Below are 23,234 nucleotides of genomic sequence, written 5' to 3' on the forward strand. Positions count from 1 at the left end.
GTTGCCGTCTCCGGCACCGTTACGTCCGGCGTGTATTCGTCGAACGCTTCCCGACCGGATGTGAGAGTGTGCACTCGGTCACATTCTTATCCTGTTTGCGGGTTTCGCGCAGAACGACGGGGTTCAAGATCAGCTGTCGACGTTCCCGCCTTCCTCGGTCGAAGGGGTGTCGGGGTGCTGATCGCCTGGATACAGGCGGCGTCGGCACACGGCTTTTTCGATCACTGATCCAGTGTGCCACCCGGATCACCTCCTGGAAAGTCGGTCGAGGAGCACAACATCGGCCGCGAGCGTTCGCTTCTGGTGCATCGGTGTCAGTGCGCGCCGGTAACCTGAACAAGCGATGAACATGAACCTCACTGCTGTACCCACGCCTGGAAAGTCCGATGCCGACGCGCTGCTGGAGGGTCTCAACCCGCAGCAGCGTGAGGCTGTTGTGCACACCGGATCGCCGCTGCTCATCGTGGCGGGCGCGGGGTCGGGCAAGACGGCGGTTCTGACGCGTCGCATCGCGTATCTGCTGGCCGCTCGAGGAGTGACGCCCGGCCAGATTCTCGCCATCACCTTCACCAACAAGGCGGCCGCCGAGATGCGCGAGCGCGTGGTCGGCCTGGTCGGCCCGCGCGCCAACAGCATGTGGGTCTCGACGTTCCACTCGAGCTGCGTGCGCATTCTGCGTAGTCAGGCGACACTGCTGCCGGGGCTCAACTCGAACTTCTCGATCTACGACGCAGACGATTCACGCCGGCTGTTGACGATGATCTCCAAGGATCTGCAGATCGACACCAAGAAGTTCACGGCGCGGTTGTTGGCGACACACATCTCGAACCTCAAGAACGAACTCGTCGGACCCGAGGATGCAGCGTCCGATGCCGAGAAGGAGACCGTGGAGCTGCCCAAGCTCATCGCACGCGTCTACGGCATCTATCAGCAGCGCCTGCGCGGCGCCAACGCGATGGACTTCGACGACCTGATCGGCGAGACGGTCGGGCTGCTGCAGGCGTTCCCACAGGTGGCCGAGTATTACCGTCGGCGGTTCCGGCACGTGCTGGTCGACGAGTACCAGGACACGAACCACGCGCAGTACATGCTGGTTCGCGAGCTGGTCGGAACAGCCGATTCCGACGGCGCCCTGGAGGGGACCGTCGCACCGGGTGAGCTGTGCGTGGTCGGTGACGCCGATCAGTCCATCTACGCGTTCCGCGGCGCGACCATCCGCAACATCGAGGAATTCGAGCGCGACTACCCCGACGCCCGCACCATTCTGCTCGAGCAGAACTACCGTTCGACGCAGAACATCCTCTCGGCGGCCAATTCTGTCATCTCCAGGAACACCGGCAGACGCGACAAGCGATTGTGGACCGATTCCGGCGAGGGCGAACTCATCGTCGGGTACGTCGCCGACAACGAGCACGACGAGGCCTCGTTCGTCGCCTCGGAGATCGACCGTCTCGTCGACAACCACGACGTGCGGTACGACGAGGTGGCGGTCTTCTACCGCACCAACAATTCCTCCCGTGCACTCGAGGAGATCTTCATCAGGCTCGGCCTCCCGTACAAGGTTGTGGGCGGGGTTCGGTTCTACGAGCGAAAAGAGGTGCGCGACATGGTTGCGTATCTGCGTGTGCTGTCCAACGAGGACGACACCGTCAGCATGCGACGCATCCTGAACACCCCGCGGCGCGGTATCGGCGATCGCGCGGAGGCGTGCGTGGCGGTGCATGCCGAACAGCGCGACATCAGCTTCTCCAGAGCGCTGCGCGACGCCGCGGACGGCAAGGTGGCGCTGCTCAACTCGCGGGCCCAGAAGCTGATCGGTCAGTTTCTTGAGCTGCTCGACGAACTCCGCAGCATCCTCAACTCCACCGACGACGACGGCAACGACATCACCGATATCGGCGATGTCGTCGAAGCTGTCCTCGACCGCACTGGATACCGCGCCGAGCTCGAAGCCAGCAGTGACCCACAGGACGGTGCACGCCTGGACAACCTGAACGAGCTCGTCAGCGTCGCCCGCGAGTTCACGTCCGAGGCGAGAAATCTGGCCGCCGTCGAGGCCGAGCTGGAAGCCGAGAACGGCGCCATCGATGACGGTCTGCTCGATGACGGGGAGGCGGACCCCGCCGAGGGCACCCCCGAACCTGGTTCGCTCGCGGCATTCCTGGAGCGGGTCTCGCTCGTCGCCGACACCGATCAGATCCCCGACTCAGGCACTGGCGTCGTGACCCTGATGACCTTGCACACGGCCAAGGGGCTCGAATTCCCGGTGGTCTTCGTGACCGGTTGGGAGGATGGGCAGTTCCCGCACATGCGTGCGCTCGGCGATCCGCACGAGCTGTCCGAGGAGCGCAGACTCGCCTACGTCGGCATCACGCGTGCACGCCACCGCCTGTATGTCACCCGAGCGATCATGCGGTCCGCGTGGGGGCAGCCCATCAACAACCCCGAATCCCGCTTCCTGCAGGAGATTCCACAATCATTGATCAACTGGAAGCGTGAGGATCCCGGCGTCGGTGGACGCTCGATCGGCGGTGGCCATCATAGGGCCGGTGCCGGATTCGGCGGGGGAGGCTTCGGTGGTGGCGGCTTCGGCGGGGGTGGTGGCTTCGGCGACCGTCGCGGTCAGTCGACGCCCAGTTTCGGTTCCGCGCGTGCACGCAACAACACCCTGGTGCTGGCTGTGGGCGACCGTGTCAACCACGACAAATACGGCCTCGGGACGGTGCTCGAGTCCACCGGCTCAGGTACTTCGGCGATGGTGCTCGTGGATTTCGGTACGTCGGGTCGCGTGAAGATGATGCTTATCGGCGGCGTGCCGATGACCAAGCTCTGACGGGACTTGCAGTCGCCGGCTGCGGCCGGTGAGGCCGGACGAGTGAGCCTGAGAAGGAATCAGGAGAGTTCGGGTCCGAGGCCGATGCCTCGGGACGCCAGCCACGGCAGGGGGTCGACCTTGCTGTCGCCGGGCAAGTGCACCTCGAAGTGGAGGTGCGGGCCGGTGGAGAAACCGCGGTTGCCCATGGTGGCGATCTGATCGCCGGCCATGACCTGCTGTCCCACCGTGACGAGGGTGGTGTCGATGTGACCGTAGACAGTGATTGTGCCGTCCGCATGCTCGACGCGAACCCACATGCCGAAACCTGCGGCAGGACCGGAGTCGATGACGGTGCCGTCCGCGACTGCGAGGATCGGAGTGCCGATGGCGTTGGCGATATCGACACCTGCGTGCAGAACGCCCCACCGCTGACCGAAGTTCGAGGTGTAGGTTCCCATGGCCGGCAGCACGAACAGCGGACGACGGGCGGCCTCCTCGCGGGCGGCACGCTCCTCGCTGAAGCGCTGTCCCTTCGCGAGAAGGTCGTTGAACTGACTCAGGTCGATCGGGTTCGCGACGTTGAGAATCTGAGGTGCGGAAGAAGCCGTGACATCCGTCGAGGTGTCTTCGGCGGTCTGTGCGGCCTGCGGAACGGTCGTGGCGAGGATGCCTGGTGCGGCAGGTGCGGCGCCGGCAGCGAGAGCGACTTCCTCGGAGCTGGTTGCCGTGGAAGGGCTGTGATCGATGACCGCTTGCCCTGCAGCAACGACGGCTCCGGCGGCTACCGCGAGGACTGCTGCGCGGCCCTTGAGTGCGGTGGGCGGCGTCGGAATGCGGTGTGCGCCGCCCCGTCGGGTAACGGGAACGGCGTCGGTGGAGATAACCTCGGTGACGCCCTCTGGGCCCGGTGTGTGTAGTTCGCTGTGGTGGTAGCTCTCGGCGGAACCGTAGTTGCTCGCGAAGTAGTCGTAACCACCCGTGCTGGGGTCGGCAGAACCGATTTCAGTGGAGTTGAGGGCCGTGTTGTCAGGCTCCCAGCCGGTCTGCGTCGAGAACACCGTTGGTGCACTCTCGGTCACCGCTGCCGGTGCTACGAACCGGCTGGAGGTGAACGATGCGCGGTGTTGCGACAAGACCTGCAACCTCCGATTCCGTGATCTGCTCGTGACTTAAGACTCGGCAGACGGTAACGAAACGATTGCAAGGCGCGCAAGTTAATCGGCCAACAACTGACCGTTTGTGACATGGCTCACAATGTGAGCAGGGGTTTTGTAGAGAAGTTCACTGTCTCGACGCTCATCGTTTCTACCCACGTCCCTGTTATCGAAACTCGGCGCGGGATGCCCGGACAAGTACTCATCGGACGATAACGTCGACCCCGTGGCACCCACATTCCGGACCGACAGAGCTGCGCCCCGTGCAATCGAGCCGGTAACCAGCGAGGACGTCAATGCTCGCCGCGCCGGGCTGTGGGCCGCGGGACTGACCGCGGCCGCAGCGCTGTGCGGACTCGCAGCCATCGCCTCGAACACGGTTCGATCGGCTACTGAAGAGTCGCCGGGTCCAGGCGTCACCGCCGCGGCCGCCGTATCGCTGGCCCCGCTCGTCGCTGTGGCACTGCTGGCACTCGCGGCAGCCCTGTCCCGCCCGGCCCTCGCCGGCGCGCTCACAGCCGGCTACGGCGCAGTGGCTCTCGGTCTCACCGTCCTCGATGTCGGACTTCTCCGCTCGCCCATCGATGCCAACCGACTCGAACTGTTCCGGCCGAACACCGCCGAGGTCCTCGACCCGGCAGCGGGCGCCTACCTGTTCATCGCCTCGCATGTCTTCGCGGTCGTGGGTGGACTGTTCGGTCTCAGGGCGATCGATCGCGCGTCCTTCGGCGAAAACTACGGCCACTCGGCGCAGGCAGAGCTCGTCGGTCGGGCTGCCGCAATCAGGATTGGCGGCACCCTTTCTGCGCTCGCAGCGGCCGCCGCGCTGCTCACCGCCGGGGCGATGTTCGCGCCCGCGTACGTCTCCACCGACTCGATCGTGCTGGTTCCGGCGGTGGTGCAGTCTGCGCTGACAACCTCGATCGGTTCCGGCTTGATCGCCCTCGCTGTCCTCGTGGTGGTCGCCGCCGCGTTGGCATCGATCTCACCGACGGTGACGTCGGGAGCGATCGCGGGCGCCGGACTCGCCGTACTCGGCGTCTTCGCCACCCGGGTCATCGCAGGCTCGGCCTCCGGGCCCGAGATCGAGGTATCCGCCGGTTCGTGGCTGGGCACAGTCGCGGCGAGCGTGCTGGTGTTGGTCGGCGCTCTCGCGCTTCCCTCCGCGATGCGCCGCGACCTTCGGGTCGCTGCCGTGCGGGAGAGGCGTCGGGCATCCCTGCCCTCAGGGCGATCGATCCACCTGCATATCGCCGCGGGCATCGACGGAGCCGTTGCCGGTGTGCTCCTGTGCGCCGGCGCCCTGCTCCCCGTCCTGGACGTCCCGGCCGGACTGCCCGATCCCACCATTCTGGCCGCCCGGGTCGCCCTCGTCGCCGGTTTCGTGCTCGTCCTCGCGTGCGTCCCGATGTTCTTCTCGTTGTTCGCCGCAGCGACCCGCCCGCTGCTCGGAGTCGTGGCCGTCGCCGGGGTCATGGCGGGGGCAGGCGTCCTGCATGCGGTGCTGATGGCAACCGAGATCGACGGCATTGCCGTCGGAAGCGGCGGAGTCGCGACAGGGCTCGGGGTGATCGCAGCCGTCGTGTGCGGTGCGCTCGTGCTGCTGGCCGGTAGCGCCGAACGCGAGGACGTCGACACCTCCGAGATCCGAACCGACAGCAAAATCGGATCGGTGGCACTGCTCGGCGGAACGATGTCGGCCATCGGCCTGGGTCTACCGCTCTACAGCGGTGTCGATGCATCGGCCGCGTCCTTCGTCGACTTTCCGTGGGGTTGGGACGCGTGGGGCCAGGCAGTGTTGGCAGTGACGGTGGTCGCGGCGACCGCCGTTTCAGCTCGGTCGCGCCCCGCCAGAAGTACCGCCCTGCTCGTGGGGTGCGTGGTCGCGATGATCGTGTATCTGCTCGGGTGGCCGCTCACTCAGGGGCGCGTGAGCGACCCCGTCGTCGGCGCGGGTGCCGTCGTCGGTGTCATCGGGGTGGTGGTTCTTGCTGTGGCCGCACTTCTTTCGGCCCGACGCGCCCAGAAGTGAGGCGTGGGACACATCCTGCTGACCGGTGAGATAGACCACATAGCTCGCATGCGCCCGGTAAGGCTGCGAGGCACCTGGATAAAGTCGACCATCAGACCCGCCCACACCCAAAGGAGCGGGCGTCAACGTAGACGAGACGGTGAGCTGATGGATCTCTTCGAATACCAGGCGAAGGAATTGTTCGCCAAGCATGGCGTACCCACCTCCGCGGGTCGTGTCACGGACACGGTCGCCGGAGCAACACAGATTGCCGAAGAAATCGGCAAGCCAGTAATGGTCAAAGCGCAGGTCAAGGTTGGCGGACGCGGCAAGGCCGGCGGAGTCAAGTACTCCAAGGACGTCGCAGCAGCCACCGAGAACGCAGAAGCAATTCTCGGACTCGACATCAAAGGCCACGTCGTCAAGAAGCTTCTCGTCGCAGAAGCCTCCGACATCGCCGAGGAGTACTACATCTCCTTCCTGCTCGACCGCACCAACCGCACCTACCTCGCGATGTGTTCGGTCGAGGGTGGCGTCGAAATCGAGGTGACGGCGGAGGAGAACCCCGACGCACTCGCACGTATCCCGGTCGACGCCGTCAAGGGCGTCGACCTTGCTTTTGCCCGTGAGATCGCCGAAAAGGGCAAGCTTCCGGCCGAGGTGCTCGACGCCGCTGCGGTGACCATCCAGAAGCTGTGGGAGGTCTTCATCAACGAGGACGCCCTTCTGGTCGAGGTCAACCCGCTGGTTCGCACCCCGGACGATCAGATCCTCGCCCTCGACGGCAAGGTGACGCTCGACGCCAACGCAGACTTCCGTCAGCCCGGGCACGCCGAGTTCGAGGACAAGGATGCAGCTGATCCCCTCGAGGCCAAGGCCAAGGAGAACGACCTCAACTACGTCAAGCTCGACGGGCAGGTCGGCATCATCGGCAACGGTGCCGGGTTGGTCATGTCGACGCTCGACGTCGTCGCCTACGCCGGCGAGGCGCACGGTGGCGTCAAGCCCGCCAACTTCCTCGACATCGGCGGCGGCGCGTCTGCCGAGGTCATGGCCGCAGGCCTCGACGTCATCCTCAACGACTCGCAGGTCAAGAGCGTGTTCGTCAACGTCTTCGGCGGCATCACCTCGTGCGACGCAGTTGCGAACGGCATCGTCGGCGCACTGAAGAAGCTGGGCGACGAAGCCAACAAGCCGCTCGTGGTTCGTCTCGACGGCAACAAGGTCGAAGAAGGACGCAAGATTCTCGCCGACGCCGCGCACCCGCTGGTGACGCTCGCCGGAACCATGGATGAGGGCGCCGACAAGGCCGCCGAGCTGGCAGCGAAGTAGAGGAAACCATGTCAATCTTTCTGAACAAGGACAACAAGGTCATCGTCCAGGGCATCACCGGCGGCGAAGGCACCAAGCACACCGCACTGATGCTCAAGGCCGGCACCCAGGTCGTCGGTGGCGTCAACGCACGCAAGGCCGGCACCACGGTCAAGCATGTCGACGCCGACGGCAACGACATCGAACTCCCGGTCTTTGCGTCCGTCGCCGAGGCCATGGAGAAGACCGGAGCGGACGTCTCCATCGCGTTCGTCCCGCCGGCATTCTCCAAGGACGCCATCGTCGAGGCCATCGACGCCGAGATCCCGCTGCTCGTCGTCATCACCGAGGGCATCCCCGTGCAGGACTCCGCGTACGCGTGGGCCTACAACGTGGAGAAGGGCAAGAAGACCCGCATCATCGGCCCGAACTGCCCCGGAATCATCACTCCCGGTGAAGCTCTCGTCGGCATCACCCCCGCCAACATCTCCGGCACCGGCCCCATCGGCCTGGTCTCCAAGAGTGGCACGCTGACCTACCAGATGATGTTCGAGCTTCGTGACTTCGGCTTCTCGACGGCCATCGGCATCGGCGGCGACCCCGTCATCGGCACCACGCACATCGATGCCATCGAGGCATTCGAGAACGACCCCGACACCAAGATCATCGTCATGATCGGTGAAATCGGCGGCGACGCGGAAGAGCGCGCAGCCGATTACATCAAGGCCAACGTGACCAAGCCGGTCGTCGGTTATGTCGCAGGCTTCACCGCTCCTGAGGGCAAGACCATGGGCCACGCCGGTGCCATCGTCTCCGGCTCGCTCGGTACCGCTCAGGCGAAGAAGGACGCGCTCGAGGCTGCAGGCGTCAAGGTCGGCAAGACGCCGTCCGAGACCGCTTCTCTCGCACGCGAGATTCTCGAATCGCTTTCTGTGAAGTAAGTATTCGATACGCGAAAGGGCCCGTCACGGTTGTGGCGGGCCTTTTTCGTGTGCTCAGCAGGTCCTAAAAGATGGAGTGCGTCAGCGTTGCGGTGTAGGTGTCGGAGACCACGTCGGTGGCGGGGATTCCGATGGACACCGTGGCGGTCCAACCCGTCAGGCACAGTGCGCCTCCGCGCTTGGCCTGTTTGGCTTGCGTGGTCAGAGCCACGTTGGTCGAGGGCGAACTGCCGGCTAGTCCTGCCGTACAGGCAGAGGACGGTGCCAGGTAGCTTGCCGAAGTCGGAGTCAACACTTGCCCGGTGTTGACCCCACGGAGGTCCGAGAGACTGACCGACGAGGTCCAACCAGCGACACCCACGCCCAGCACGGTCATGCTCATGTTCCCGGTCCACGTCGTGCCCGGCGTGACGGTAGACGGTCCGATCAGGGACGAGGGCACCACGATATCGAGCAGGTTGGACATTGCTGCCTCAGCTCGGGGTTCATCGGTGGTCGACGTGGTCGGCGCCTCCTTCGCGATGGTCGTGGTGGGCACGGTGTCGGTGGTTTCTGCAACGGCGGAGGTGGTCTCGGTCGCGTCGAGACCCTCTGTGTCGACCGCGATCGTCTCGACCGGTGTGGTCGTCTCCACGGCTGTGGTCGTCTCCACTGATGAAGTCGTCTCGGCCGGTGTGGTCGTGGTCGACACGGCCTCCGTAGTCTCCGCAGCCTCCGCGAGTTCCGTTGTCCCCGTTGTCCCCGTTGTCCCCGTTGTCCCCGTCGTCTCCGCGACCTCCGTTGTCTCCGCGGTGACAACGGGCGACGTACTTGCCGGCGGCGCGGGTGGCGCCGCGAGCGTCGGTTCGATGCTCGCGGACTCCTCCGTCGTTGCGGTCGCGGGCGGACACGGCATCGGGGCGACGGCCGACTCGGTGGTCGTGACGGGGGCCGGGACAGGCGGTGTCGTCGTCGTGGGAACTACGACGACGCAGCCCGAATCCGGCGCAGGTTGTGCGTAGGCAACAGGCTCCCCCGCGGCAACCGACAATCCCGCCGCGACGAGGCCGATCGCGAGTGCGGGGACGAGCCACATACGACGCATGTCATGGCGCCTTTCGGTGTCGAAGAGCGAGCCAGCCACCGACAACCGCCGCAACGGCGAGAACCGCCGCGAGGATCCACACCCAGGATGGAATGCCATCGGTCTCGTTCGAGGTCGCCGCTCGAGAACCTTGCTCGGGGAAAGAAAGCTCCACGGTCGTCGACTTGTTCACCAAACCGCTGCTGATGGAGATGGATGCTTGCCATGGACCGGCTGGGATGGCCGGATCGAGGGCGAACGTGACATTTCCCGTTCCTCCGGGCGCGATGGAGCCACCCGAGCCCTGGACCGGCTCCGTCGAGATTCCGCCGGGACCGTCCGTCAGTGTGAGTGTGCCGCTGGGATCGAGTGCACGCCCGCCGGTATTGGTGATCGAGGTGGTGACCTGCGGTGTCCCGTCCTCGCTGCGCGCCGCCGTTACCCCGTCGATGGCGAGATCGGCCGGGGGACCGTTACCAGGCCCGACCGACAGGTAGGTGCGGATCCCGACTCGACTGACGTTCTGTATGCCCGTCTCGGTCGGCGCATCCGCGGTTTGGGCCCAGACGACGGCGTATTGCTCTCCCTCCGGCGCGTCCTCGGGTACTGCGATCGTGACAACGGCCTCCTCGGCCGTATTCGGGGGCAATACGACGTCGGTGGGGGCGACCGACATCCAGGTGGTGAGTTCGTTGACGGCTCGGCCGTCCCCGATCTGGAATCCGTCCGCTCCCTCGCCGATCGACGCGGCCGCGGGATAGAGCGTGATGGTCTGTTCTCGGTCGCTCCCGTTGCTGACCTCGATGCGTCTGGTGATGGTGGTCCCAGGCGGAAGGTTGTCGACGATGTACGCCATCGCGCGCGGATCGTCTTGAAGCGACACAGGTGCTTCGAGCAGCCGAATCCCGACGCTGCCGACCGCTTCCGGATCGTTGTTCTCTTGTGCGGCTGCCGGAGCCTGAGCGACGATCACCGATGCAATCGTCAGCAATGTCAGGACCCCGGCGGCCAACCCCCGATGTAGTGGCATGTACGAATCAGGCCACCGAATGGGTGACGGTGCCCGTGTACAGGCCGGCCACGACACCAACCGGAGGGAGTGTGACGGCCAGGTTGCCGGTCCAGGTAGCGGTGTTCGCGCCCAGGACGAGCGTTGCAGTCTGGACAGGCGTGGGGAGGGCGATGATCACTGGGAGCGGAGTTCGCGTCACGAGCGCGGTACCGGTCACGTCGGCGACGGTGCCCTGGTACGTCACGTTGGTTGGCAGGATCGATACAGGGTCGGGTGCAGGCTTGTTGAATGGGGAGCTGGCGGCCGTTGCGATCCAACCGAGGACGCCCAGACGCTGGTCGGAGACGACAACATCACTGATTCCGCCTGTTGCCTGGAGTCCGGAGACGGTCAGCGAGGCGGTGAGGGGCGCGGTGATGGTGAGGGCGCCACCGGTGACTGTGAAGGTCACGGTTGTGTCTGCGGCGTTCGATACACCGGGTGCGATGACGGCGACTGCAAGTGCGCTGGCAGCTGCGGCGGAGGCGAAAACTGATCTACGCATGTGACGTCCTAGGAAAGTGCGAGGGGGCTCGCGAAAATGTTACGTACATCACATTAATCGCTGGCGACTGGACATCGTTACGTTTTCCTTGACATTTCTTCGTGATGTGTCACGAGATCTCCGGATGAGTCCGGGGCGGCGGGTCCAATTGCACGCCCGAGCAGGTCACGCACCGCATCGCCGATCGGTCGAACGAACGGTGCTGGCGGGTCCGTAGACTGGCGTGGTCCGCCGACCCGATCTCATCTTTGCCGAGGAGTGTGTCATGACCTATCCGCCCGAGGGCCCCCGATCGTCTGGGCCCGGCTACAGCGGTTATGGCAGCTACGGCCCCGCGGGCCAATCGTTCGGTACGCCCGCGCAAGGGTCGCAGTCGCCGTACGCGCAAGGGCCGCAAGCGCCTTACGCTCAGGGGCAGTCTCCTCAGTACGGTCAAGGCCCACAGTCGCAGCCACAACCGCAGCCCGGTCAGCCTTCGCAGCCGAGTCCGTCGTTCAGCCAGTACAACCCGCCGCTGAAAACGGATGGAGCGTCGTCATTGCCGCGCATTCTGTCCTCGGTGGTGCTCGCGCTCGGTGTCGTGCTCCTGCTCGTCGGTCTTGCCGGCCAGTACGAGGCATTCGGTGAGACATCCAACTTCTATCTGATCAGCAGCGGCGACCCCACGTCGATCGCGTTGATGTTCGCCGCCGGACTCACCGCGGGCGTCGGATTGCTGCCCAAGCAGCCGAAGACCATCGGAATCGCGGCAGCTCTGGCTCTCAGCGGATGGTTGGTACTGCTCCTCCAATCGTTCAACACCGGCGATGCAGGACCTGCCGGAATGACTGTAGGAATCGGCGCCGGTGCCGTCGCGGCACTCGTGCTCGGATTCGTGCAGTCCGCCGTCGCCGTGGCGGCAACGCTGCTGCACTCCGGTGTGATCAAGGCGCCGCAGCCCAAGCCCGTGTCCTACGGCCAGCAGAGCAACGCTCCCGGCTACGGTCAGCCGCCCGCAGGCAGCTACGGCCAGGCCTCGCAGCAGCAGTACCAGGGTCCTTCGCCTCAGGGGCAGCAGAGTCCGGGACAGTCGGGTTATGGCGGGTACGGTCAGCAGCCGGGTTACGGCGGTTCGGGATCGGGCTACGTGCCGCCGGCCTACACGGGAGCTCAGCCGCCGCAGAGTCAGAACCCCACCGGCGGCCTGGGCTATCCGGTCGGCGCGCCCAAGCCGGACTCGTCGGGTGGATTCACCCCACCGGCCGGCCAGGACTCGCCGTACAGCCAGTACCCGTACAACCACACACCCGTCGGATCCGGTGCCTACGGTGCCTCCCAGCACGCACCGACGGAAAGCGTGCCGACGGATTCTGTGTCCTCGGACAATGCGCCGACGAGCGAGACCGACGGTGCACCAGGAAGCGGGGAGACATCCCCCAACGACAGCGCCCCGACTCGCGCGTTCGACCCGTCGGCGGCCGATGAGAACAAGAAGTGACGCTCGCTCGGCGCGCCTGATCGAAGCGATCGGACGTTGGTGCAACGCTCGTAGCCGATGAGCGCCGTACTGAACCAAGAGAGGCAGCGCGCCGGACGTACACCTCGTTCGCCGCAGCGTCCGCCGACGTTGTCACCTGCCCAGTCGAAGACATTGATCCGGGTCGCATTTCGCACCCCGGGTGTGCTCATCGCGATCTGCACGACTGTCGTCCTGGTGACACTGGTATCGGCCAACAGTGATCTGACCGGAACGTTCGGCGCGATCGCCGGATTGTGGTTCGCGGTACACCACGTGCCGCTCTCCATTGCCGGTACATCACTCGGCGTCCTGCCGCTCCTGCCCACCCTCGTTCTGGCCGTCGTCGTCGCCCGCGCCGTGGCTCGGACGGTGACCGAGGCACCCACCCCTCGGGAATGCGGGCTCGTCTTCGGTGCCGCTGTACTCGGTCCGCTCTTCGTGACGGCACTCGCGCTCGCCGTCGCGGCAGACGCCTCGGCTGTCATCGGTTTGGACAGTCCGCACGCACTTCTCGCCTTCGCCTGGGTGGGCGGGGTGCACGCAGTGTCTGCGGCGATCGGCGTGGCTGTCGGCACGTGGAATTCCGAAGCCATGGTTGCGAGAAGTCCTCAGTGGTCGCGCCGAATCGTGACGCCGACGGTTCGTGCCGGCTCGGTCCTCGTCGCGGGCAGCGGAGCCATCGTCGCCGCGTCGATGGTTGCATCGTGGTCCACGATGGACGCGCTCCTCGACTCCGGTGATGGATTCGTCGGTGTGCTTGGCTTGACCGTCCTGTCGATTCTGTATCTGCCGAATGTGATGGTGGGTGCCCTCGCGGTGAGCGTCGGATCCTCCGCCCACGTCGGCGAGGTCGCGGTCAGTATGTTCCGCAGTGTGGGAGGGCCGGTGCCGCCGCTCCCGGTCCTCGCTGTACTGCCGGAAGGCGCCGCGCACTCCCTGTGGCTGCTGATGTTGATCGTTCCGCTGACGGCGGGAGTGTTCCTCGGCCGTGACTGCGCCCGCCGCGCTGTCGATGTGAACCACGCGCTGTCGTCGGTGTGGCTCGGGGCGGCCGTGATCGGCGTCTCCGCACTTGTCCTCGGTTTCGTGGCAGGCGGAAACCTCGGCACGTTCGGCACGATCGAAGTCACCGTGTGGTCGTTCGGTCTGCTGGTGTTCGCGTGGGTGGCGGTCGTCGGATCCGTAGCCGCGGCCGTTACTGCTTGGCGCGCTGGAACGAGGAGCGAGGACCAGGCGGAACCGGAGAGTGCGTCGGTGCCGGTCGAAACAACTGCGATTGCCGCGATCGCGCAGCCCGCCGAACTCGAAGGCGGCCCTGCCGAAGAAGCTGCAGTCGAGGCGGAAGTGGTGGAGGCGGCACCGGTGGAGGTGGATGCCGCAGTAGAGGCTGAGGTTGTGGCCCCGGAACCGGACGGAGACGATCAGCCGATCGACGCGGAGATCGTGGACGTCGAGAAGACAGAGGACCTCCCCGACAAGCCGCCGAGCGAGAGCGACTAGTCTTTACACGGCCCGGCGACGGCGGGCGTTTCCCTCGACGTTTTTCAGGAGTAGTGCGCTGACTGCCTCGCGTGAGCACCCAGCACGAGTCGTCGTCCTCGCATCGGGGACCGGCTCGTTGTTGCAGTCGCTGATCGCGGCAGCAGCGGAGAACTCCTACCCCGCTCGCATCGTGGCCGTCGGTGTGGATCGTGACTGTGACGCAGCCCGGCACGCACACACCGCCGATATCCCACACTTTCGAATCGCACTCCGCGACTACGCCGACCGCGACGCATGGGATGCCGCGCTCACCGATGCCGTTGCGTCGCACACCCCCGATTTCGTTGTCACGGCCGGCTTCATGAAGATTCTTGGCACGCGGTTCCTCGACGCGTTCGCCGGCCGCATCGTCAACACCCATCCTGCGTTGCTGCCGTCGTTTCCCGGTGCCCATGCGGTGCACGACGCGCTCGCGTACGGCGTCAAACTGACGGGATCGACAGTTCACCTGGTCGACGAAGGCGTCGATACGGGCCCGATCCTGGCGCAGGAAGCTGTGCCGGTGCTCGACGACGACGACCGCGAGTCGTTGCACGAGCGAATCAAAATTGTGGAACGCAGATTGCTGGTCGATGTGATCGCTGCAGTTGCCGCACGAGGTGTTGTCTCCGATGGACGAAAGGCCCAGATTCAACCATGACCGAACGTAAAGCAGTGCGCCGCGCGCTGGTCAGTGTCTACGACAAGACCGGATTGATCGAGCTGGCGACCGGCTTGCACAACGCAGGCGTGGCCCTGGTGTCCACCGGATCGACCGCTTCGAAGATCGCCGACGCGGGCATTCCCGTCACCAAGGTCGAGGATCTCACCGGATTCCCCGAAACTCTCGACGGCCGGGTCAAGACACTGCATCCGCGGGTGCACGCCGGTGTCCTCGCCGATACCCGTAGGCCCGAGCATCTCCAGCAGCTCGAAGAACTGGGCGTGGAGGCGTTCGAGCTGGTGGTCGTCAACCTGTATCCGTTCACCGACACCGTCGCCAGCGGCGCCACCGCGGACGAATGCGTCGAGCAGATCGACATCGGTGGCCCGTCGATGGTGCGCGCGGCTGCCAAGAATCACCCATCCGTCGCAGTCGTCGTCGATCCGGCGCGCTACGAGGACGTGCTCACCGCCGTTGCGGGGGGCGGTTTCACGCTGGCCGAGCGCACATCGCTGGCGGCGCAGGCGTTCCAGCACACAGCTGCATACGATGTTGCTGTCGCATCGTGGATGAGCAGCGTGCTCGTCGACTCCGATGAGCAGTTCCCCGAATGGATCGGCGGAACCTGGGATCGGTCCGCGGTGCTTCGGTACGGCGAGAACCCGCATCAGGCCGCAGCGCTGTATGTCAGTCCCACCGGCGGTGGTATCGCGCAGGCTGAGCAGCTCCACGGCAAAGAGATGTCGTACAACAACTTCACCGACGCCGACGCTGCCTGGCGGGCCGCGTTCGATCACGAGGCGCCGACCGTCGCGATCATCAAGCACGCCAACCCATGTGGCATCGCCGTGGGAGACGATATCGCGGAGGCGCACCGCAAGGCTCACGCCTGCGACCCGGTCAGCGCGTACGGCGGCGTCATCGCAGCCAATCGTGAGGTGACCGTCGAAATGGCGGAGCAGGTTGCCGAGATCTTCACCGAGGTGATCATCGCCCCGTCGTACGGAGACGGAGCTCTCGGAGTCCTGCAGCGCAAGAAGAACGTTCGAGTGTTGCTCGCGACGCCGCCCGCGCTCGGTGGCGTCGAGCTCAAGCCGGTCTCGGGTGGCGCACTGCTGCAGCAACGAGACGCCATCGACGCCGAAGGCGACAACCCTGCGAACTGGACTCTCGCTGCCGGTGACGCCGCCGACGAGCAGACCTTGAAGGATCTCGAATTCGCATGGCGGGCAGGACGAGCCGTCAAATCCAACGCCATTCTGTTGGCGAAGGACGGTGCGTCGGTCGGTGTCGGCATGGGCCAGGTCAACCGCGTCGATGCCGCTCACTTGGCTGTGCAGCGCGCGGGCGATCGCGTCGAGGGATCCGTCGCATCCTCGGACGCCTTCTTCCCCTTCCCGGACGGGCTGCAGGTACTGATCAGTGCCGGCGTCAAAGCCGTCGTGCAACCGGGCGGATCCGTCCGCGACAACGAGGTCATCGCGGCAGCTCAGGACGCCGGTGTCACGCTCTACCTGACCGGTTCGCGGCACTTCGCACACTGACCCCTCCTGCCGAGATCGAGGTTGTGTACGTTTTTCTTCCGAAATAGCGACACAACTTCGATCTCGGCGGGGAGGCTAGACCGGGGCGCCAGCGGCCCGCAGCGCATCTGTGACCCATGAGACCAATCGAATGCTGTTTGAGCGCAACAGCCGGGCGCTGACGCGGATAATGGTCCAGCCGAGGTGCTCCAGCCTGTACGTTCGTTCGATGTCCCACGCCCGCTGGGCCTCGTCGGACCAGTGTTGCTCCCCGTCGTATTCGACCCCGACTTTCCATTGCTCCCAGCCGATGTCGATTCGGGCGAACACCTGGCCGGTGACGTCGCGGACCTGAATTTGGGTCGTTGGCCGGGGAAGGCCTGCGTCGACAAGCATGAGTCTCGTCCGCGACTCCTGGGGCGATTCGGCACCCCCGTCGGCGACCTCGAGTACCTGCCGAAGTTGCACGATCCCGCGAAAGCCTCGATGCGTCTCGGCCAGTAGTGACACGGTGGAGGGGGACAGGGATGTCGCGTTGCACAGTGCATCGATCCGCTCCAACGCCCGCGTGAACGGCCCCTGACGTCCGATATCGAAGGCCGTCCGAGCAGCAGTGGTGACCTGAATGCCGTCGAGAACCTCGACCTCGTTGTCGTCCAGGACGTCCGCTCGGATGCGAATCGCGCTGTACGGCTGACGGTGTTCCTGCCAGACGAGCTCTGCTGTGTGGTCGGCAGGGATCCACTTGGAGCCGTGTAGAACGGCAGCGCTGGGTCCGGCGACGACTGCCTTGCCCCGCGCGAACAGCCACGCGGCTCGGGCCCTGATCAGGGCGTCGACTTCGCAGTCGCGACGAATGTACACATCACGGTAGATCCGGCGGTGCTCTCGTCGAAGTTCAGCGCGGGTGACACGGCCGTCGGCAAGTGCATCCGACGCGAGGAACGGGGCGTTGTCCATGCCGGAACCTTCACAGGATTGATGCGCCGTCGCCCGACTGAAATGCGATCTGTGGATGAACGAAAAGTTGTCCACAGATCGGTCAAATCGGGTTGACACTCGAATTCGTGTGCTAGCTGACGCTGAGATCGAAGTTGTGTCGCGAAATGAGCCGGATCTGCGACACAACTTCGATCTCGGCGAAGGGGGAGTCGCCAGGGGTGCACAAATGTGCGAACGCTCGTAGCTTGGGTAGGTGACCTCTACTCAACCTGGCATCACCACAGTCGGCGAGTTGCGCGCGTCCGGACACGTGCAGCGTTCCGTCAAGGACGAACTCCGGGAAAATCTGCTCGACGCTCTACGCGAGGGCAGGAGTGCGTGGCCGGGGATCCTCGGCTTCGACAAGACTGTTCTCCCACAATTCGAACGCGCGATTCTCGCTGGTCACGACGTTGTTCTGCTCGGCGAACGCGGCCAGGGCAAGACGCGATTGCTGCGCACACTGAACCTGCTGCTCGACGAGTGGTCTCCGGTCATCGCCGGTTCCGAGCTCGGCGAGCACCCATACGAACCCATCATCCCGGCGAGCATCCGCAAGGCCGAGGAACTGAAAGACGACCTGCCGATCACCTGGCGTCACCGCAGCGAGCGGTACGCGGAGAAGTTGGCGACACCGGATACGTCGGTGGCGGACCTCGTCGGCGATGTCGATCCCGTCAAGGTCGCCGAGGGACGCAGTCTGGGCGACCCGGAGACCATTCACTTCGGGCTCGTGCCCCGCAGTCACCGCGGTATCGTCGCGATCAACGAGCTGCCCGACCTGGCCGAGCGCATCCAGGTGTCGCTGCTCAACGTCATGGAGGAGCGGGACATTCAGGTTCGCGGCTACACGCTGCGCCTGCCGCTCGATGTCGTCCTCGTCGCCAGCGCGAATCCCGAGGACTACACCAACCGTGGTCGCATCATCACGCCGCTCAAGGACCGCTTCGGTGCTGAGATCCGCACGCACTACCCGCATGTGCTCGACGACGAGATCTCGGTCATCGAGCAGGAAGCGAACTTGCAGGCAAACGTGCCGTCGTACCTGCTCGAGGTTCTGGCGCGGTTCACACGGTTGCTTCGGGATTCGCCGTCGGTGGATCAGCGTTCGGGTGTGTCCGCTCGCTTCGCGATCGCCGCTGCCGAGACGATCGCCGCTGCGGCGACCCATCGCGCCGCGGTTCTCGGTGAGGGGGATGCGGTAGCTCGGCCCGTGGATCTGGGCACCATCATCGAGGTCCTGCGCGGCAAGGTGGAGTTCGAGTCCGGCGAGGAAGACCGCGAGGTGGAGGTTCTCGAACACCTGCTGCGCCGCGCGACCGCCGACACCGTGCGCGAGCGACTCGGAGGCATCGATCTGGCCCCGCTGGTGACGGCGGTCGAGGAGGGCAAGCCCGTGGTGACGGGTGACCGCATCACTGCGAAGGCGTTGCTCGACGAGCTCCCCGACCTGGAGGTCCTCGGTGAGATCGCCTCACGTCTGGATGCGTCCTCCGACGGTGAGCGGGCGTCGGCGATCGAACTTGCGTTGGAGGGGCTGTACCTGGCCCGTCGGATAGCCAAGGACCCCGATGACGACGGTCAGACGGTGTACAGCTGATGTCGGCCAGCAGATACGGGCGTTATCACGGTGGGCCTGATCCGCTGGCTCCACCGATCGATTTGCGGGAAGCGCTCGAATCCATCGGCAACGACGTGCTCGAGGGGGCGTCGCCGCGTCGTGCGATGCAGGAGATGCTTCGGCGCGGCACCCGAAACATGAGGGGGCTCGACGATCTGGCGGCCCAGGCTGCCAGGCGTCGCCGAGAGCTGTTGAAGAAGAACAACCTCGACGGCACGCTGCAGGAAGTGCGTGAGCTCCTCGACAAGGCAGTGCTCTCCGAACGCAAGGCGCTCGCCAGAGCCCTCGACGACGACGCGCGGTTCCAGGAGATGCAGATCGGTGACCTGTCGCCGTCGACTGCTCAGGCCGTCCAGGAGCTGGCGGACTACGACTGGCGGTCCTCGGAAGGGCGCGAGAACTACGAGAAGATCAAGGATCTGCTCGGACGCGAGATGCTCGATCAGCGGTTCGCGGGGATGAAGAAGGCGCTCGAAGGGGCGACGGATGAGGATCGTCAGGCCATCAGCGAGATGCTGAAAGACCTCAACGAGCTTCTTGCCAAGCACAATCGGGGCGAGGACTCCGAGGATGACTTCGCGGAGTTCATGCGCAAGCACGGGCAACATTTCCCGGAGAATCCTCAGAATGTGGACGAGCTGCTCGACTCCCTGGCCGAGCGTGCGGCGGCGGCGCAACGGCTCCGCAACAGTCTGAGCCCGGAGCAACGCGCCGAGCTCGACGCGTTGGCGCAACAGGCTTTCGGCGACTCGAACCTTCTGCAGCAGCTCGATCAACTCGACCAGAACCTGCAGCAGGCCAGGCCCGGTGAGGATTGGGACGGTTCGCAGAACTTCCGCGGTGAGAACGGCATGGGGCTCGGCGACGGAACCGGTGCGCTGCAGGACATCGCCGACTTGGAGAACCTGGGCAATCAGCTTTCGCAGCAGTACAACGGGGCTGCGCTCGACGATATCGACGCCGACGCATTACTGAAGCAGCTCGGCCCGGAAGCCGCGGCAGATGCGCGGATGCTCGCGGAACTCGAAAAAGCGCTGCAGGAGCAAGGTTTCATGGACCGCGGCGCCGACGGGCAGTGGCGGTTGTCACCGAAGGCGATGCGACAACTCGGCCAGTCCGCGTTGCAGGACGTTGCAGGCAAGCTTTCCCGACGCGGCGGCGAGCGTGATACGCGCAAGGCCGGTGCGATGGGGGAGCCGACGGGGGCCTCGCGTGCCTGGGAGTTCGGCGATACCGAACCGTGGGATGTCACTCGTACCGTCAACAATGCGGTACTTCGTACGGCCGCCGCGGGTGAGACGTTTCCCGTCCAGTTGCAGGTGACCGATGTCGAGATCAGTGAGACCGAAACTCGCACTCAGGCGGCGGTGGCGTTGCTGGTCGACACGTCGTTCTCGATGGTGATGGACGGGCGCTGGGTGCCGATGAAGCGGACGGCGCTTGCGCTGAACCATTTGGTGAGCACCAGGTTTCGGGGCGACGACCTGCAGCTGATCGGCTTCGGCCGTCACGCCCGGAAGCTGACGGCTTCGGAGCTGGCGGGTCTCGATGGCGCGTACGACCAGGGCACCAATCTGCATCACGCATTGCTGTTGGCTGCGCGGCATCTGCGGCGGCATCCGAATTCGCAGCCGGTGGTGCTGATCGTCACCGACGGGGAGCCGACGGCACATCTGGAACCGAATGGGCAAGCCTACTTCGACTATCCGCCGTCGCCGCGCACGCTCGGACTGACGGTCCGTGAGTTGGACACCATCGCCAAGCTCGGCGCGCAGGTGACCATTTTCAGGCTGGGCGACGATCCGGGTCTCGCCCGTGTGGTCGACCGAATGGCCGAGCGTGTCGGGGGACGTGTCATTGCGCCGGATCTCGACGGGCTCGGGGCCGCCGTGGTGAGCGACTACTTGAAGCGCCGTAAAAGCTAGGGTTTGGCTTTGATTCCGACCCCGCCCCAGAATGCGAAGCCGGTGATGATGACGTGTGGAGCGTGCGGGGCGCCCGTCTGGCTGAGGTGGTCGAATCCGCCCATGATTCCCATGCCGCGGACTTCGACGCCGATGTTCGGTGGGACGATGATGTCGATTCCGCCCATGATGGCGACGCAGTTGATCGTAACCTCGCGGGCCGAGAAGCGTGCTCGGCGTAGATCGAGTTCGCCGCCGCCCCAGAATGCGAACGCGTCGATCCTCGGTGCGACGGTCCACTCGCCCTTGCGCTCGAAACCGCTCATGATCGCGATGGCTCGGTCCGTACCGGGTCCGCTGGCCGTGTACTGGGACGTTTCGGGCGGAGTCAATGCAAGATCCGCGGTCAGTACATCGAGCTCGCCGTAGGTCTTCGCGCGGTACGCCGCCGCGGTGCGTTCGTCGTATTCGGTGATGGTGAGCTGGCCATCGGCCAGGGCGTTGTCGAGCAACTTCGCGACGAGGTTGCGGTCTGCGTCGGCGGCTCGAACACTGGCGCGTTGCGGTTCGGGTAGCTGTTCGCTCACCCCAGTAAGGCTACTAGGGATTACCCCACGCTGCGTTGACGATCGTGCGATCTCCGAGCGGCGATTTCAGTGTCATCTGCATCGTTCCGTAGACAGCCACCATGATGCAGGCCTTGTCGGCGGCCTCGGGAAGGGTGCCGGTGTGCAGCGCGATGATCACCTCGGAGTCGGTCTCGGTGACGTGGGCCTCGGCGCCGTAGCACTCGGGCGTGCCGGTGACGAAGTGGATGGCGATGGTGTTGGGGGAGATGTGGCTCCAGGATTCGAACGGAGTCGGGATGGCGCGCACCAGGTCGGAGGTCGAGACGAACATCGTGCCGACGTCGCCGACCGGTACTTCGACTGGGGCGGGGGGTGCGCTGGAGGTCCGCACTGTGTCGACATCGGAGTTCGCGGTATCGGTGCTCTCGCCGCCATCCTCGGCCGTCCCGCTGGTGCAGCCGATGAGCAGGACGCAGAGCATCAGTCCTGCAGCGAGAAACCTCATTGCTCCAAAGTAGCGCCAAGAGCTGAGGAGAACCTTTGGGTCGGCGTTGAGAAGGTCGCGCCGGCGACTCGCGGTCGAGACAGTGCAGCTCGAGGCATCGTCGGGGCCTCGTCGTAGCGAGAAGAAGGTGCGCAATGGATGCGTCAACCGTCGGACATCGTTTGGACTCGAGTTGCGACTGAACTGTGGTCTGCGGCCGATCGAGGCCGTCCTCGAGAATCGACAGGAGCGCGATGATTCATCTCGGTTGGTCCCTCAGTTCCGGCGGAACGCGATGACCGCGGCACCCTTCAGGTTGGGATGGTTCGGAAACCTGACTGCACCGAACTGGCGCAGCGGGTGGTCCGAGGACGCCACGACGTGGACGGACGCACGGTTCTACGTCGATATGGTCCGCGCGATGGAGCGCGCCGGGTTCGACTTCATGATGCTCGAAGATTCCCTGATGGTGCCCGACATCTATGCGGGAACCGCCGAACTCGAGCTCAAACATGCCGTGTACGCGCCCAAGCTGGATCCGGTGCCGGTGGTCTCCATGCTTGCCTACGCTACCGAGCACATCGGAATAGTCGCGACCGCGTCGACGACGTTCTATCCGCCGTACTTGCTGGCCCGCGCCTTCGCGACCCTCGACCATGTGACGCGCGGTCGCGTGGGCTGGAACGTGGTCACCTCTAGTGAGGATCGTGCCGCTCAGAATTTCGGGATGGACGAGATTCCGGAGCACGATCGCCGGTACGACGTTGCCGCAGAGTTTCTCGAGGTGACAACCAAGCTTTGGGAGTCGTGGACCGAAAAAGCAATAGTGGCGGACCCGGAGAGCGGCTATTACGCCGACCATACGCAGGTGAATCCCATTCATCACCGTGGCGAGTTCTTCGATGTTCGTGGACCGCTCAACACTCCGCGCGGCCCCCAAGGTAAGCCGGTCATCTGTCAGGCGGGGTCCTCCCCGAAGGGACGAGATTTCGCCGCACGCAATGCCGACATGCTGCTGACGATTCCGAACGGGCTCGAGGAGATGAAGAACTACCGAGACGATATTCGTGAGCGCGCTGCAGAGGCTGGCCGTGATCCGGACGAGGTGAAGGTGTTCTTCGTGGTGGCACCGATAGTTGGGCGGACCGATGCCGAGGCGCAGGCCAAGTACGAAGAGTTCCTGGCGGATGGACAGCACAACTTCGAGTTTCAGATGTGCAATTTCGCGGCAACCATGGAAATAGACTTCTCGGTACTGGACCCCGATCTACCGATTCCCGAGGACGTCACCACGAACGGGCATCAGGGGCAGTTCGCGATCTGGAAAAAGGTGTTCGGTGATCGATCGATTCGAGACGCAGCCTCCGCGATGCGTATCGCGAGTCTGGAACTGATCGGCAGTCCTACGACGATTGCGGACAAGATGGACGAGGCCATGGAGTACGTCGGTGGCGACGGCTTCATGTTTCTCTCTCAGCCCCCTAGCAGGTCTTACATCTCGGATATCACCGAAGGTCTTTGTCCGGAGCTTCGTCGCCGCGGCCTGATTCGAACAGGATTCGGACACAGGACCTTTCGTGACAACCTGCGCTCCTTCTAAGGATCGACGCGTAGATTT

General features: G+C 64.9%; 19 protein-coding genes. 12 read left to right on the forward strand and 7 right to left on the reverse strand.

Going from position 1 to position 23,234, the window contains the following annotated elements; genetic code table 11:
• Positions 1 to 343 precede the first annotated feature (343 nt).
• On the forward strand, positions 344 to 2,833 hold the full coding sequence (locus KVY23_RS17015; protein ID WP_230557550.1) for a UvrD-helicase domain-containing protein: 2,490 nt from the start codon (positions 344 to 346) through the stop codon (positions 2,831 to 2,833).
• Positions 2,834 to 2,892: 59 nt separating this feature from the next.
• Here the strand turns inward: KVY23_RS17015 and KVY23_RS17020 are convergent, their stop codons facing one another.
• Positions 2,893 to 3,894, reverse strand: coding sequence for a M23 family metallopeptidase (locus KVY23_RS17020; RefSeq protein WP_374108737.1), 1,002 nt, complete (start codon positions 3,892 to 3,894; stop codon positions 2,893 to 2,895).
• A 301-nt stretch (positions 3,895 to 4,195) separates the two neighbouring features.
• On the opposite strand from KVY23_RS17020, the gene KVY23_RS17025 reads away from it, so the two are divergent.
• The 3 genes from KVY23_RS17025 to sucD all read left to right on the forward strand — a co-directional run bounded on the left by KVY23_RS17025 (position 4,196) and on the right by sucD (position 8,232).
• Positions 4,196 to 6,001 carry a hypothetical protein gene (locus tag KVY23_RS17025; RefSeq protein ID WP_230557552.1) on the forward strand — a complete coding sequence of 602 codons (1,806 nt, stop codon included), beginning with the start codon at positions 4,196 to 4,198 and terminating at the stop codon, positions 5,999 to 6,001.
• A gap of 147 nt (positions 6,002 to 6,148) precedes the next feature.
• The gene (gene sucC, locus KVY23_RS17030; RefSeq protein WP_075837290.1) at positions 6,149 to 7,312 is read left to right on the forward strand and encodes an ADP-forming succinate--CoA ligase subunit beta; all 1,164 of its coding nucleotides are present in this window, start codon (positions 6,149 to 6,151) and stop codon (positions 7,310 to 7,312) included.
• 8 nt (positions 7,313 to 7,320) lie between these two features.
• The gene (sucD, locus tag KVY23_RS17035; RefSeq protein ID WP_206510135.1) at positions 7,321 to 8,232 is read left to right on the forward strand and encodes a succinate--CoA ligase subunit alpha; all 912 of its coding nucleotides are present in this window, start codon (positions 7,321 to 7,323) and stop codon (positions 8,230 to 8,232) included.
• A 64-nt stretch (positions 8,233 to 8,296) separates the two neighbouring features.
• On the opposite strand, the gene KVY23_RS17040 is transcribed toward sucD, so the two are convergent.
• Complete coding sequence (locus KVY23_RS17040; RefSeq protein WP_230557553.1) at positions 8,297 to 8,866, reverse strand: hypothetical protein; 570 nt, start codon at positions 8,864 to 8,866, stop codon at positions 8,297 to 8,299.
• Here KVY23_RS17040 and KVY23_RS17045 point away from each other — a divergent pair.
• Positions 8,853 to 9,233 (forward strand): hypothetical protein, encoded by a 381-nt coding sequence (locus KVY23_RS17045; RefSeq protein ID WP_230557554.1) that lies wholly within the window; start codon positions 8,853 to 8,855, stop codon positions 9,231 to 9,233. The genes KVY23_RS17040 and KVY23_RS17045 overlap by 14 nt on opposite strands.
• An 84-nt stretch (positions 9,234 to 9,317) precedes the next feature.
• On the opposite strand, the gene KVY23_RS17050 is transcribed toward KVY23_RS17045, so the two are convergent.
• Together KVY23_RS17050 and KVY23_RS17055 are read right to left on the reverse strand one after the other, a co-directional pair.
• Positions 9,318 to 10,325 carry a DUF916 domain-containing protein gene (locus tag KVY23_RS17050; protein ID WP_230557555.1) on the reverse strand — a complete coding sequence of 336 codons (1,008 nt, stop codon included), beginning with the start codon at positions 10,323 to 10,325 and terminating at the stop codon, positions 9,318 to 9,320.
• A gap of 7 nt (positions 10,326 to 10,332) precedes the next feature.
• Positions 10,333 to 10,851, reverse strand: coding sequence for a hypothetical protein (locus KVY23_RS17055; protein WP_206510139.1), 519 nt, complete (start codon positions 10,849 to 10,851; stop codon positions 10,333 to 10,335).
• Between the two features lie 265 nt (positions 10,852 to 11,116).
• Here KVY23_RS17055 and KVY23_RS17060 point away from each other — a divergent pair, with 265 nt between their 5' ends.
• Genes KVY23_RS17060 through purH form a run of 4 tightly spaced genes read left to right on the forward strand, consistent with a single transcriptional unit; the run spans position 11,117 to position 16,078 of the window.
• On the forward strand, positions 11,117 to 12,328 hold the full coding sequence (locus KVY23_RS17060; RefSeq protein ID WP_206510140.1) for a DUF5336 domain-containing protein: 1,212 nt from the start codon (positions 11,117 to 11,119) through the stop codon (positions 12,326 to 12,328).
• Positions 12,329 to 12,385: 57 nt separating this feature from the next.
• Positions 12,386 to 13,849, forward strand: coding sequence for a DUF6350 family protein (locus KVY23_RS17065; protein WP_230557556.1), 1,464 nt, complete (start codon positions 12,386 to 12,388; stop codon positions 13,847 to 13,849).
• A 58-nt stretch (positions 13,850 to 13,907) separates the two neighbouring features.
• A complete protein-coding gene (purN, locus tag KVY23_RS17070; protein WP_075837379.1) occupies positions 13,908 to 14,531 on the forward strand; it encodes a phosphoribosylglycinamide formyltransferase in 624 nt (207 codons plus the stop codon).
• Positions 14,528 to 16,078, forward strand: coding sequence for a bifunctional phosphoribosylaminoimidazolecarboxamide formyltransferase/IMP cyclohydrolase (gene purH, locus KVY23_RS17075; RefSeq protein WP_230557557.1), 1,551 nt, complete (start codon positions 14,528 to 14,530; stop codon positions 16,076 to 16,078). Before purN ends, purH begins: the two co-directional genes overlap by 4 nt.
• A gap of 75 nt (positions 16,079 to 16,153) precedes the next feature.
• Here purH and KVY23_RS17080 read toward each other — a convergent pair whose 3' ends face one another.
• A complete protein-coding gene (locus KVY23_RS17080; protein ID WP_230557558.1) occupies positions 16,154 to 17,017 on the reverse strand; it encodes a DUF559 domain-containing protein in 864 nt (287 codons plus the stop codon).
• 235 nt (positions 17,018 to 17,252) lie between these two features.
• Here KVY23_RS17080 and KVY23_RS17085 point away from each other — a divergent pair, with 235 nt between their 5' ends.
• Both KVY23_RS17085 and KVY23_RS17090 read left to right on the forward strand, forming a co-directional pair.
• Positions 17,253 to 18,638, forward strand: a complete 1,386-nt coding sequence (locus KVY23_RS17085) for a sigma 54-interacting transcriptional regulator (RefSeq protein ID WP_230557559.1) — start codon at positions 17,253 to 17,255, stop codon at positions 18,636 to 18,638.
• The gene (locus tag KVY23_RS17090; RefSeq protein WP_230557560.1) at positions 18,638 to 20,584 is read left to right on the forward strand and encodes a VWA domain-containing protein; all 1,947 of its coding nucleotides are present in this window, start codon (positions 18,638 to 18,640) and stop codon (positions 20,582 to 20,584) included. Before KVY23_RS17085 ends, KVY23_RS17090 begins: the two co-directional genes overlap by 1 nt.
• Here the strand turns inward: KVY23_RS17090 and KVY23_RS17095 are convergent.
• Together KVY23_RS17095 and KVY23_RS17100 are read right to left on the reverse strand one after the other, a co-directional pair.
• A complete protein-coding gene (locus KVY23_RS17095; protein WP_075837283.1) occupies positions 20,581 to 21,150 on the reverse strand; it encodes a DUF1707 domain-containing protein in 570 nt (189 codons plus the stop codon). The two genes, KVY23_RS17090 and KVY23_RS17095, sit on opposite strands and share 4 nt — an antisense overlap.
• A 13-nt stretch (positions 21,151 to 21,163) precedes the next feature.
• Positions 21,164 to 21,637, reverse strand: coding sequence for a hypothetical protein (locus KVY23_RS17100; RefSeq protein WP_230557561.1), 474 nt, complete (start codon positions 21,635 to 21,637; stop codon positions 21,164 to 21,166).
• Between the two features lie 274 nt (positions 21,638 to 21,911).
• Here KVY23_RS17100 and KVY23_RS17105 point away from each other — a divergent pair, with 274 nt between their 5' ends.
• Positions 21,912 to 23,216, forward strand: a complete 1,305-nt coding sequence (locus KVY23_RS17105; protein WP_075837377.1) for an NtaA/DmoA family FMN-dependent monooxygenase — start codon at positions 21,912 to 21,914, stop codon at positions 23,214 to 23,216.
• The last annotated feature ends 18 nt before the right edge of the window (positions 23,217 to 23,234 follow it).

It is taken from the genome of Rhodococcus sp. I2R, from assembly GCF_020889545.1.
Lineage (GTDB): Bacteria > Actinomycetota > Actinomycetes > Mycobacteriales > Mycobacteriaceae > Rhodococcoides.